The organism is Plantibacter sp. CFBP 8798, assembly GCF_014841195.1.
In the GTDB taxonomy this organism is placed as follows: domain Bacteria; phylum Actinomycetota; class Actinomycetes; order Actinomycetales; family Microbacteriaceae; genus Plantibacter; species Plantibacter auratus.
This window is the reverse complement of sequence record NZ_JACYTS010000001.1, coordinates 454,718-466,211: the sequence shown is the minus strand read 5'-3', so window position 1 is coordinate 466,211 and position 11,494 is coordinate 454,718. Positions and strand designations below refer to the sequence as shown.

The 11,494-nt window shown below is 69.9% G+C and carries 12 protein-coding genes; 5 read left to right on the top strand and 7 right to left on the bottom strand.

Annotated elements, in window-relative coordinates:
- Positions 1-83: 83 nt before the first annotated feature.
- The 4 genes from IFU30_RS02175 to IFU30_RS02160 all read right to left on the bottom strand — a co-directional run bounded on the left by IFU30_RS02175 (position 84) and on the right by IFU30_RS02160 (position 5,276).
- On the bottom strand, positions 84-2,051 hold the full coding sequence (locus IFU30_RS02175) for a glycoside hydrolase family 127 protein (RefSeq protein WP_192004149.1): 1,968 nt from the start codon (positions 2,049-2,051) through the stop codon (positions 84-86).
- Between the two features lie 2 nt (positions 2,052-2,053).
- The gene (locus IFU30_RS02170) at positions 2,054-2,983 is read right to left on the bottom strand and encodes a carbohydrate ABC transporter permease (protein WP_338000136.1); all 930 of its coding nucleotides are present in this window, start codon (positions 2,981-2,983) and stop codon (positions 2,054-2,056) included.
- 2 nt (positions 2,984-2,985) lie between these two features.
- Positions 2,986-3,903 carry a carbohydrate ABC transporter permease gene (locus IFU30_RS02165; protein ID WP_192004148.1) on the bottom strand — a complete coding sequence of 306 codons (918 nt, stop codon included), beginning with the start codon at positions 3,901-3,903 and terminating at the stop codon, positions 2,986-2,988.
- A 77-nt stretch (positions 3,904-3,980) separates the two neighbouring features.
- A complete protein-coding gene (locus tag IFU30_RS02160; protein WP_137242737.1) occupies positions 3,981-5,276 on the bottom strand; it encodes an ABC transporter substrate-binding protein in 1,296 nt (431 codons plus the stop codon).
- Between the two features lie 166 nt (positions 5,277-5,442).
- Here IFU30_RS02160 and IFU30_RS02155 point away from each other — a divergent pair, with 166 nt between their 5' ends.
- Positions 5,443-6,489 (top strand): LacI family DNA-binding transcriptional regulator, encoded by a 1,047-nt coding sequence (locus tag IFU30_RS02155; RefSeq protein WP_192004147.1) that lies wholly within the window; start codon positions 5,443-5,445, stop codon positions 6,487-6,489.
- A gap of 56 nt (positions 6,490-6,545) precedes the next feature.
- Positions 6,546-6,836 (top strand): hypothetical protein, encoded by a 291-nt coding sequence (locus IFU30_RS02150; RefSeq protein WP_192004146.1) that lies wholly within the window; start codon positions 6,546-6,548, stop codon positions 6,834-6,836.
- 26 nt (positions 6,837-6,862) lie between these two features.
- Here the strand turns inward: IFU30_RS02150 and IFU30_RS02145 are convergent, their stop codons facing one another.
- Positions 6,863-7,480: a hypothetical protein gene (locus IFU30_RS02145; protein WP_192004145.1), complete on the bottom strand. Its 618-nt coding sequence runs from the start codon at positions 7,478-7,480 to the stop codon at positions 6,863-6,865.
- Between the two features lie 73 nt (positions 7,481-7,553).
- Here IFU30_RS02145 and IFU30_RS02140 point away from each other — a divergent pair, with 73 nt between their 5' ends.
- The gene (locus IFU30_RS02140) at positions 7,554-7,868 is read left to right on the top strand and encodes a hypothetical protein (protein WP_192004144.1); all 315 of its coding nucleotides are present in this window, start codon (positions 7,554-7,556) and stop codon (positions 7,866-7,868) included.
- On the opposite strand, the gene IFU30_RS02135 is transcribed toward IFU30_RS02140, so the two are convergent.
- Positions 7,865-8,431: a TetR/AcrR family transcriptional regulator gene (locus IFU30_RS02135; protein WP_192004143.1), complete on the bottom strand. Its 567-nt coding sequence runs from the start codon at positions 8,429-8,431 to the stop codon at positions 7,865-7,867. The genes IFU30_RS02140 and IFU30_RS02135 overlap by 4 nt on opposite strands.
- 100 nt (positions 8,432-8,531) lie before the next feature.
- On the opposite strand from IFU30_RS02135, the gene IFU30_RS02130 reads away from it, so the two are divergent.
- The gene (locus tag IFU30_RS02130; RefSeq protein ID WP_192004142.1) at positions 8,532-9,647 is read left to right on the top strand and encodes a zinc-binding alcohol dehydrogenase family protein; all 1,116 of its coding nucleotides are present in this window, start codon (positions 8,532-8,534) and stop codon (positions 9,645-9,647) included.
- A gap of 115 nt (positions 9,648-9,762) precedes the next feature.
- On the opposite strand, the gene IFU30_RS02125 is transcribed toward IFU30_RS02130, so the two are convergent.
- Positions 9,763-10,347: an NADPH-dependent FMN reductase gene (locus IFU30_RS02125; protein WP_192004141.1), complete on the bottom strand. Its 585-nt coding sequence runs from the start codon at positions 10,345-10,347 to the stop codon at positions 9,763-9,765.
- Between the two features lie 59 nt (positions 10,348-10,406).
- Here IFU30_RS02125 and IFU30_RS20815 point away from each other — a divergent pair, with 59 nt between their 5' ends.
- Positions 10,407-11,480: a GrpB family protein gene (locus IFU30_RS20815; protein WP_342450788.1), complete on the top strand. Its 1,074-nt coding sequence runs from the start codon at positions 10,407-10,409 to the stop codon at positions 11,478-11,480.
- Positions 11,481-11,494 lie beyond the last annotated feature (14 nt).

The window sequence follows — 11,494 nt, the reverse complement described above, 5'->3', positions numbered from 1 at the left end:
CGACGAAAGCGCCCGACACCACACCGAAAGTCCAGCTGTTTCGGTGTGGTGTCGGGCGTTCAACGGCGCTCCGCGGGCGTCGGTCAGCTCCGCGTCGTGGGGATCCAGACGCGCATCGTCGACGGACCGCGCTCCGCCCAGGAGTGGTACGGGGCGATGCTCGCGGTGAACGGATCGGCGTCACCCGGGGCGTCGAACCCGTCCGCGTACGGCCAGGCGGCGTCCACGACCGGGCGGGTCCGGAGCACGATCGTCAGGCGCCCGTCGGACGCCTCCTCGATGTCCGCGTGCTCGTCGATCTCGACGCGGGCGAGCGACTCGTCGCCACCCGGCAGGTCGACCGACTCGACGCAGTAGACCTCGGGTCCGCGCTCGATCGCGACGGTGCCACGGATCGCGTCCACGCGCGGGTCGGGGTGCGTCACCCGAGGCCGGATGCTGAAGGACAGCTCGACGACGTCGCCGGCGGAGAACGCGCGGGTGACGTCCGCGTACCCGGTCGGGACCTCATGCTCGTCGCGGGAGCCCGAGGCCGTCTGCACCACGAGCCGGGCGTCGTCCGCCCAGGACGGGACGCGCAGCGACACCGTGAGTGCCTGGGTGGGAGCCTCGACGATCCGAAGCGAGACCACCCCGGTGCGCGGGTACTCCGTCACCAGCTCGGCCCGGAACCGGCCGCCGTGCTCACCGCCGACGACGGTGTCGATCGTGGCGGAGGCGAACTGGTGGATCTGCACGCCGTGGTCGTCGGTCGTCGCGATGAAGGCCGCGAGGCTCGCGAGCGTGCGGGCGACGTTCGGCGGGCAGCAGGAGACGTCGAACCAGGGCGCGCGCTCCGACGACGACGCCCGGGGCGACACCTCGTCGTCCGGGCTCGACTCCCCGGGCGTCCGCTGGTGCAGCGTGTTGGCGTAGAAGAACGCGGTGCCGGCGGCTGACGGCGACGTCGCCACGACGTTGTACAGCACTCGCTCGATGTGGTCCGCGTACCGGACGTCGCGGTCCTCGAGGAGGAGCCGCCAGCTGAACATGATGGAGGCGATGCCGGCGCAGGTCTCGGAGTACGCGCGATCGGACGGCAACTCGAAGTCCTCACCGAAGGCCTCGTCCTGGTGGTGCGACCCCTGGCCACCGGTCAGGTAGGTGCGCCGGGCGATCGTGCGGTCCCACTGGCCGCGGAGCGCGTCGAGCAGCCCGGTGTCCCCGTGTTCGACCGCGATGTCGGTCGCACCGGCGGCGAGGTAGTTCGCCCGGACAGCGTGTCCCCGCAGCGCCTCGGCGTCGCGGATCGGGAGGTCGTCCTGGAAATAGGCGCGCCCCCACTCGATGTCCTGGAGGACCCCGTGGCCACGACGTTCCACGAACAGCGACGCGAGGTCGAGGTACCGCGACTCCCCCGTCACGCGGGAGAGCTCGGCCAGACCGACCTCGACCTCGGCGTGCCCGCACACGGACTGGATGCCGTCTGCGCCGAACACCTCGCAGATGAGGTCGGCGGCACGCGTCGCGATGCCGAGCAGGCCGTCGTCGGCACCGGGACTCGTGCGCGCTCGCGCCACCGCCGCCTGGAACAGGTGACCGAGGCAGTAGAGCTCGTGGCCCCACTCGAGGTCCGACCAGCGCGCGCCCTGGCCGGGCCGGCCGAAGCGGGTGTTGAGGTACCCGTCGGACTCCTGTGCGGCGGCGACGCGGTCCACGACGCTGCGGAACCGGGATTCGAGCGCGTCGTCACCGCCCCGTCGCCCGATCTCCCAGGCGACGGCCTCGAGGTACTTGTAGACCTCGGAGTCTGCGAACTCGCGACCCCGGCGACCTTCCGGCAGAGTGCCGGCGGCGGCCAGGTCGAAGTTGCGGATCCAGCCCTCCCGCTCCAGCCAGTGCTCGACGTGCGCGAGGGTCGCGGTGCCGTTCACGCGCTGGCGGTCCGCCCAGAACCCCTCGGTGATGCCGACCTCGTCGAGCCCGAGCGGGGTGAGCGCACCGGTGGTGGGGACGACCGGGGCCATGCTGGTCCCCGTGCCCGTTGCTGTGGTCCTGATGGTGGTGCTCATGGTTACCCCTTGAATGCGCCGGACATGAAGCCGCGCACGTAGTGACGTTGGAGGATGAGGAAGAGGAGGATGCACGGCAACGCGAGGACGACGACGCCGGCCTCGGTCGCGCCGTAGTCCACGACGCCCTGGACCTGGCCGCGCAGGTTCGACACGGCGAGCGGCAGGGTCATCTTCGCGGAGTCGTTGATGAGGATCAGCGGCGCCATGAAGTCGTTCCAGGCGGCGAGGAACGCGAACAGTCCCACGGTGATGAGGCCGGGCTTGACCGCCGGGACGAGCACCTTCCAGAGCACGGTCCAGGAGTTGCAGCCGTCGACCATCGCCGCCTCGTCGAGCTCCTTCGGGATCGACTCGAAGGCGATCCGCATCATGAAGGTCGAGAACGGCAGCTGGAACATGGTGAGCACGAGCGCCACCCCGACGAGCGAGTTGGAGAGACCGACCAGGTTGAGGAGCACGTAGAGCGGGATGAGCAGCGTGGCGTACGGGACCATGAGGATCGCGATGGTCGCGAGGAACAGGGCGTTCTTGCCGCGGAACTGGAACCTGGCGAAGGCGTAGCCGCCGAACAGCGAGATGACGAGCGTCAGGACCACGGTGAGCAGCGAGACGAACGCCGAGTTGCCGATGTACTGCAGGATGCCGTCCTGGTAGCCGGCGAGGGTGATGTAGTTGCCGAGCCCCCAGCCCTCGGTCTGGTTCGTGCCGGCCAGCGGGGAGACCGATCGTACGGCCGTCCACACGAGCGGGTAGAGGAAGATCACGGCGAGTGCGCCGGAGAAGAGCCAGAACGGCATCTTGATCGCGATGCCGAAGAAGTTGGTGGACTTCTCGGGTCCGCCGGAGCCGCGTCGGGGCCCGCCGCGGCGAGCACGGACGTCGGGCATCGTCGAGGTGACGGTGGCCGGTTCCTTTCGGGTGATGGTCATGCTCAGTCCTCGACCTTCTTGCTGAACGCGCGGATCTGCACGATGTTGATGACGATGAGCGCGGCGAGCACGATGACCGACAGCGCACCGGCGACGCCGAGGTTGTTGGGGCCCTGGAACGCCACGTTGTAGATGAGCTGGACGACGGTGATGGTGCTGTTGTCGGGACCGCCCTTGGTGAGGATGTAGAACTGCTCGAACGCGAGGAGCGAGCCGGTGACGCACATCACCGTGGTGAGGGCGAGGGTCGGCTTCAGCAGCGGGACGGTGATGTCGCGGAAGGTCTGCCAACGCGACGCGCCGTCGATGCGGGCGGCCTCGTAGACCTCCTCCGGGATGCCCTGCAGCCCGACGAGCATGAGCAGCATGTAGAAGCCGGCGAAACGCCAGACGATGAGGAAGACCGTCGACCAGAGCGCCGCGTCCGGGGTCCCGAGGAAGGTGAAGCCCATCGCCTTGGTGAGGTCCGCGAACGGGCCGGCGATCGGCGAGTACAGCACGTAGAACAGGAGCGACGCCGAGGCGAGGCCGAGCGCGCTCGGGATGAGGAAGGCGGTGCGGAGGAAGCCCTTCCATCGGCTGGACTCCTGGACGAGGAGCGCGAGGCCGAGCCCCAGGCCGATGAGGAGGACCGTCGCGATGACGGTGTACTTCAGCGTGAAGACGACCGAGTCGAGGAAGAAGCGGTTGTCGATCGCCTTCGGGAAGTTCTCGGGGAAGTTCACACCCTGGTTGCCGCCGAGGAGCGGCCAGTCGGACCCCGCCATCTGGAAGACGAGCCCGAGCGGGACGAGGAAGAGGAGGATGACGAAGACGGCGGTCGGGAGCGCGAACAGCCAGCCGGTACGGGCCTGCGCGGCGCGGCGCTTCCTGGCACCGACCGAGTCCGTCGGGCCTCGTCTGGCGAGGGTGGTACTCATGGGTGGGACCTTTCGAACGGGTGGGTGCCGATGCGCCGTCGCGATGGGGGGATCACGGCGGCGCACCGGCGGTCGGACTACTGCGAGAGCACGTCCGTGATGGCGTCGTTGTCGGCGTCGACGGAGTCGGTGCCCTCGAGTACCGCGTTGCGCACGAGCGTCAGCCAGGGGCTGGTCGGCGAGTTGAAGGCCTCCTGGAAGTTCAACGAGTACGGGGTGTCACCCTTCGATGCGACCTCGTTGATCGTGACCAGGCGCGGGTCCTTGCTCGAGTACTCGTTCTCCGCGAGGTCGGAGCGGGAGACCACGTCGTTGTCCTTTGCGAGAACACCGACCTGGGCGTCCTCGGACATCAGCCAGCTGAGGAAGTTCCACGACTGCGCGGCCTTCTTGCTGTCCTTGGAGACACCGATGCCGTCGCCACCGACGAAGGTCGAGTCGCCGCCCTTCGGCCCCGGGATGCCGGACACGCCGACGTCGAACGGGGTCGAGGAGAGGAGCGTCGCCGGGTAGGGCATGACGCCGACCTTGCCCTCGGTGAAGCCGGCGGTCCAGGTGGGTCCGGCCTCGTCCTTCGAGGAGGGGAGCACGGCGCCCGACTTCCACAGATCGGCCCACGTGCTGTAGACCTCCTTCGCGCCGTCCTCGGCGAGGAGCGACTCGGTGCCGTCCTCGTTCATGACCTGCTCACCGTCGGCCCACACACTGGGGAACCAGGTGAAGACGAGGCAGCCGCCGCAGTTGAGGCCCGTGGCGGTGCCGTAGGTGTCCGGCTTGTTGAGCGCCTGCACGGCTTTGGCGTCCTCGGCGAACTCGGCGAGGGTCGTCGGACCCTGCTCGGGGTCGAGGCCCGCCTCCTTGTAGAGTTCCTTGTTCCAGAAGAGCATCGAGAGGTCGAGGACGAAGGGGAGGACGTGTTCCTTACCGTCCGCGGTGCCGGCGGCGAGGTGGCCCTGGTTGATCTCGTCCTTGAAGTCGAGTCCGTCGATGTTGGCGGTGAGATCCTGGAAGAGGCCCTGCTCGACCCAGTTCGGGACGTAGACGATGTCGGCGGCGAACAGGTCGGGGAGGCTGTCCGAACCGGCGGCCGCACCCACCTTCGCGACGTAGTCGTCGTTCGGGACGACGGTGAGCTTGACCTGGTTCTCGTGCGAGGCGTTGTAGGCCTCGACGAGCAGCTTGGCCTGCTTCTCCAGGGGCGCGCGGGTCCAGAGCGTGAGCTCCGAGCCGTCGTCGACGCCCTCGGGTCCGGCGCTGGCGAGCGGGGCGCTCCCACCGCCGCTGGACGAACAGGCGGCGAGGCCGAGGAGCAGGGCGCTGGCCGCCAACACCCCTCCGACCCGCTGCTTGCGTGTGATGTGCGTGCTGCGCATGTGTGACTCCTCTGACTCTTCGTTGAGCGGACCGGTCGGGTCCGGCGGTGCTTCGGGAGAGGTTTCGAAACTGTCGAAAGCCCTTTCGGTAAAGCTAGCCTGGGATCAGAGTAGCGTCAAGAGGAATATCCGGTAACGTTTCCGAAAGATGAAGAGGGGGCGTTTCATGCCAGACAACGATGTTTCGGCGACGACCGGGATCGCTGCCGGTCGGGCGGCGACCCTCGGTGACGTCGCGCGCATCGCGGGCGTCTCGATCGCCACGGCGTCGAAGGCGATCAACGGGCGGAGCGAGGTCGCGCCGAAGACCCGACAGCGCGTGCTCGATGCCGCGAAGTCCGTCTCGTTCACCCCGAACGAACTCGCCCGGAGCCTCATCAACGGCCGGACGGGCACCGTCGGCCTCCTCACGAGCGACCTCGAAGGCCGGTTCGTGATCCCCATCCTCATGGGCGCCGAGGACGCGTTCGGCGCAGGCCAGGTGAACGTGTTCCTCTGCGACGCCCGCGGCGACGCGATCCGCGAGCAGCACCAACTCAACGCGCTGCTCACCCGGCGCGTCGACGGCATCATCGTCGTGGGTCGCAGCACCGACCCACGGCCCTCGCTCGGCCACAAGCTGCCCGTCCCCGTCGTCTACGCGTACGCACCGTCCGACGATCCGACGGACGTGTCCATCACCCCCGACAACCGCGACGGCGGGCGCCTCGCCGTCGAGCACCTGATCGCCTGCGGGCGCTCCCGCATCGCGATGATCACGGGTGAGCCGCAGTACGCGGCTGCCAGGGACCGCGTGACGGGCGTGCAGAACGCCCTCGCGGCGGCGGGACTGGAGCTCGTCGGCTCGCCGATGTTCTCGGAGTGGACCGAGCACTGGGGTCGCGATGCGGCGGCGATGCTGCTCGCACAGCACCCGGAGATCGACGGCATCGTCGCCGGTTCCGACCAGATCGCCCGCGGCGTGCTCGACACCGTCCGCGACCTCGGGCGCGACGTCCCGAGCGACGTCGCGGTCGTCAGCTTCGACAATTGGGAGATCCTGGCCACCAACTCGCGCCCGGAGCTGTCGTCGATCGACGCCAACCTGCAACAGCTCGGCCGGCTCGCCGCCACCCGCATCTTCGAGGCGATCGAGGGCACGGACGTCCCACCGGGCATCGAGTACCTGCCGGGCCGCCTCGTCCTCCGCGGTTCCACCATCCCGAGGCGCTGAAGTCCGGTCGGACGCCGATCCTCGCGGCAGCCGTCGGACATCGCTACGGTCGAGCCATGGACAGCTCAACCGTCATCATGATCGTGGTCCTCGCCGCTATCGCGGTCATCGTCTTCACGATCACCGTGCAGGCCAGACGACGTGCCGGCGGGTCGAAGCATCGCGGTGGTACGACGTCGGACTCCGGCATGCCGTTCATCGTCGATGGCGACGGTCACCATGGAGGCGGCCACCACGGCGGAAGCCACCACGGCGGAAGCGACTCCGGCGGTTGGGACGGTGGCGGTGGCGGTGGCGGCGACTCCGGCGGCGGCGGAGACGGGGGCAGTGGGGGCGGCGGCGACTGACCGGTCCGCCCGGGCCGCGTGAGCCGTCAGCGACGTCGCTGCTGCTTCGGGCGACGCTTCGGTTTCGGACGCGGCTTCCGCTTCGGTGGCGGGACCACGGCGCCAGAGCCGACCGAGTCGTCTTCTCTACCCGACAAGCGCCTGCGCGAGACGTCGATTCCCCCGGCCGGCCCGCCGATCCACATCGGGACATCGCCCTGCCAGCCGGCGACGAAGAACAACACCCCAGCGACGACCAGTCCGCCCACCCCGCTTGCCTGCCAGATCGCCTCGTCATAGATCACGGGTCCCACAGCCTGACCGTCGAAGAGCAGATGGAACCCGTTGTTCACGACGACGACGAGCAGCGTCAGCCACCCGACACCGAACACCGTGCCGGCCACCCACCCCCATGAGGCGATCGCCAACCCGCCCAAGACGGCGGCCGCAGCGACGGGTACGCCGAACGCCACGAACAGGACGATCGCGACCCAGGACTCGGCACTGTCGCCGCCGATGGCGGCCAAGACGATCGCGACGACGACGAGCAGCACCACGGAGGCGATGAGCGCGCCAGTCCACGTCGTGATGCGCCGTCGACTCATCCGGTACGGGTTGGTGGTGGGATCGCGGTGCTCCTGCGAGCCCGACTGCTGCTTCGACATGCCCTCATCCTCGACCATCTGACGCCGCTCCATCGATCGACCTCGTGGCACGGCGTCGCGATAGCCTCGCTGCATGGGGGAATCGCGAGGCACACGAGCGCGCCCGGGCGCGACCCAGACCCGAGGCTGGCTGACCCTGTCCTGGTGCGCATCAGTCTTGGCCGCGGCGTTCCTGGGGGCAGGCGTCGTGAGCATCTCGACCTACGCGTCGTTCCTCGACTTCCCGCAGGACGATCCCGGCTGGATCAGCCACCACGACTGGCTCGCCTCCACCGGCACGGCTGCACTGATCATCGGCGCCGCGCTCGCGGTCTGCAGCGCGGTGGCGTTCATCCTGTGGCAGGTCGGGCTCCCCGAGCAGCAGACGCGGAGCCGGGATCGGCCCTAGCGACCCGCGAGGTCGCCGAGTCGGGCGCGCATCGCGCGGAGCACGTCGACGAGGAGCACGTCGTCCGGTCCGGCGAGCCACTGCTCGAGGGAGGCGTCGAAGAGTGCCGAACTGATGGACGCGGCGAGTGCCGCGTCGGCTGACGTGACACCACTCTCCATAAGGCCATCGCGCATCGCGTCGGTGAGGACCGCCGACTTCAACCGTTCCCGCTCGCGCAGCTGCGGTTCCGACCGGATGACAGCGCGGCGGGCGGCGATGTCGTCCCGCCAGCGCTGCAGCTCACCGGCGGCCACGGTCTCGAGGCCGGACATCACCAGGGCGAGCGGGTCGAGCCCTGCTGGCGCCGCGGCGACCAGCCGCCCCACCACCGTCGGGAGCTCGCGCTCGCGGAGGAAGAGCACGTCGCGCTTGTCGGCGAAGTGACGGAAGAACGTGCGGGTGGTGAGCCCGGCGGCTTCGGCGATCTCCGGGACCGTCGTCGCCGCGAAGCCCCGGTCGGCGAACAGCGCCATCGCAGCGCTCTCCAGTCGGAGAGCGGCGTCGGGTGCCCAGCGTGCCATGCGATCAGGATAGTCGATGACACGTCGTGTCGTCAGGTGTACAGTGATGGCACACCGTGTCATCATCGCGCCATCAATCCGCAGCATCCTTGGAGACCTCATGCCGACGAACACCGCAGCCTGGCTGCCAGCACCCCGCGCGGACCTCGTCGTCGGTCCGGCCGCGATGCACGAACCCGGCCCGGGCGAACTCCTCATCCGGAACCGTGCGGTCGCGGTGAACCCGCTCGACGACGTCAAGCAGCAGACCGGGAACCTCATGTACCGGTGGCTGCCAGTGCCCGCCGTGCTCGGTGAGGACGTCGCCGGCGAGGTCGTGGCCGTCGGGCCGGACGTCCGTCGCTTCGCCGTGGGCGACCGCGTCGTGGCGTACGCGGTCGGCATGGAGCGCGGTCGGCGCCATGTCGCCGAGGGCGGGTTCCAGCAGTTCACCGTCGTGCGGGCGGACCTCGCTGCCCCGATCCCGGACGGTCTGCGATACGAGGACGCGGTCGTCCTGCCGCTCGGGATCTCGACGGCCGCGACCGCCCTCTTCCAACGCGACCACCTCGCGCTCCCCCACCCCTCGGAGCACCCCACCGCCACCGGGACGACCGTCGTCGTCTGGGGCGGTGCCACGAGCGTCGGGAGCAACGCCATCCAGCTCGCGGTCGCCTCCGGCCACCGGGTCGCGACCACCGCCTCGCCGCACAACCACGACCGGATGCGCGAGCTCGGTGCCGACATCGTGCTCGACTACCGCAGCCCGACCGTCGTGGCGGATCTGGTCACCGCCCTCCGCGGCTCCTCGGTCGTCGGCGTCCTCGCCGTCGGGACCGGCTCCGCAGAACCAGCCGTCGCCGTCGCCGCCGCCACCGGGGCACGCCGCGTCGCACTCGCGAGCCCGTCGGTGTCGTTCGGGTCGTTGCCGCGTCGGGCCGGCCCGAGTCTGACGTTCGTCCGCACCATGACCCGACTCGTGGCGGCCAACGTCGCCCTCCAGATCCGTGCCCGTCGGGCGGGGATCTCGGCGCGGTACGTGTGGGGCAGCTCACTCATGACCAACGAGGTCGGGCCGATGCTGTGGGAGGACTACCTGCCGGGCGCGCTCGCCGGCGGACGACACGTCTGCGCGCCAGCCCCCGAGGTGGTCGGCGACGGCCTCGAAGCGATCCAGCCGGCCCTCGACCGACTCCACGGCGGCGTCTCAGCCCGCAAGCTCGTCGTGCGGTTGTGAGGCGCGGGACCGTGGCGCTCCGCCCTCACCCCCTCCCAGACCGAGCGGTAGCTCCGCTCGGCGAGGAGCCCGGACAGCTCAGCGCGCACGCTCATCCTCGTGGCGAGACCGCGTCTCACACCTCCCAGACCGAGCGGTAGCTCCGCTCGGCGAGGAGCGCCGACAGCTCAGCGTGCACGCTCATCGTCTTGGCGAGCCGCTCGGCGCGGTCCGCCTTCAGCACCTCGGGACGCTCCCAGTCCCGCTCCGACAGGTATGCCGTGTACGGGTTGATGACGCACTTGAAGTCCAGCATGAGCGACTGCCCCAGCGTGGCGGTCGCCATGTAGCTGTGCGGCAGGCCGGCAGCGCAGACGAAAGTCACGACCTTGTCGAACCAGGCGGCGACCCTGCCGTCCTCACCGGTCGCGCCGGTCGCCTCGATGAGCGACTTCACCGACGCGGCCGGCGCCCAGTTGTAGATCGGGAAGGCGAGGACGACGCCGTCCGCAGCAGTGATCAACGCATGCAGGCGACGGAACGCAGGGCTCTCGAAGACCCGGTCGTTGTCGAACGGCGGCAGCTCCATCTCGGCCAGATCGATGACGGACGAGTCATGACCTTGCTCGCGCAGCAGCCCGCTGCTCGCTGAAGCGAGGGTCCGGCTCCGACTCGCCGGATCGAGGCTGCAGGAGATCACGGGCAGGTTCAAGGCGGCCATCCCTCTACGCTAACCCGCCTGCCCACGCTCCGAGCGCGGCGGGTGTGCGAGGGTGGAGCATGCTCTCCCCGCAGTCCCTCAGTGAAGCCGACCGCCGTCTCGTCGCCTCGTGGGCCGCCGATTGCGCCGAGCGGGTGCTGCCGCTGTTCGAAGCGGAGGCCCCGGACGACGATCGTCCACGTGACGCGATCGCCCGCGCGCGGGCGTACGCGAGTGGGGAGCTCGACACCGCCGGGGAGATCCGCCGCCGCTTCGTCGCCAACCGGGCCTCGCAGGTGGTGTCCTCACCCGCAGCCAAAGCCGCCGCGTGGTCGGCCGGGCAGGCCGCAGGTGTCGCGCACATGGGCGCCCACGCGCTCGGCGCCGCCGCCTACGCGGCGAAGGCCGCCGAGCTGCATCAGGCCGGAGCCGGCACGGCCGAGATCGCCTGGCAGCTCGAGCACCTGAGCGAACCGGCCCGCACGGCACTGCGCCTCCTGCCGGCGCTCGGCACCGATCCGTCAGGGCCGCTCGGTTCCGGACTGCTGGCCTCGGGGGTGCTCGGCGACAACATCCGTGCCATCCAGAACGGCTTACTCCGACGGCCCTGCCGCCCGGACGTCACGACGCTCGAGCTGGTCGGAGGCCCCGAGCCGGTCCGGGTCGAGCTGCACGACGCCGACCCGGAGTGGCCCGAACGGTACCGGGAGCACCGGCAGCGCATCCTGGACGCGCTCGAGACGAGCACCGTCGCGATCGAGCACATCGGCTCGACCTCGGTGCCCGGACTCGCGGCGAAGCCGATCGTCGACATCGTGGTCGCTGTGGAGGACATCACGGCGGAGGAGGACTACCTCGACCCCCTGCTCACCGCCGGCTACGTGCTGCGCGTCCGTGAGCCCCGCCATCGGATGGTGCGGACGCCGGAGCGCGACGTCCACGTGCACCTCTACGAGCAGGGCGCACCGGAGATCGACGAGTACCTCCTCCTCCGCGACCACCTGCGTTCCGACGCCGACGACCGCGCGCTGTACGAGCGCACCAAGCGGGAGCTGCTCGGGAGGTCCTGGGACGACATGAATGACTACGCCGACGCGAAGACCGAGGTCATCCTCGCGATCAAGGCGCGGGCGCGGGCTGCGCTGAGCCGCTGAGTCGCCCGGATCTG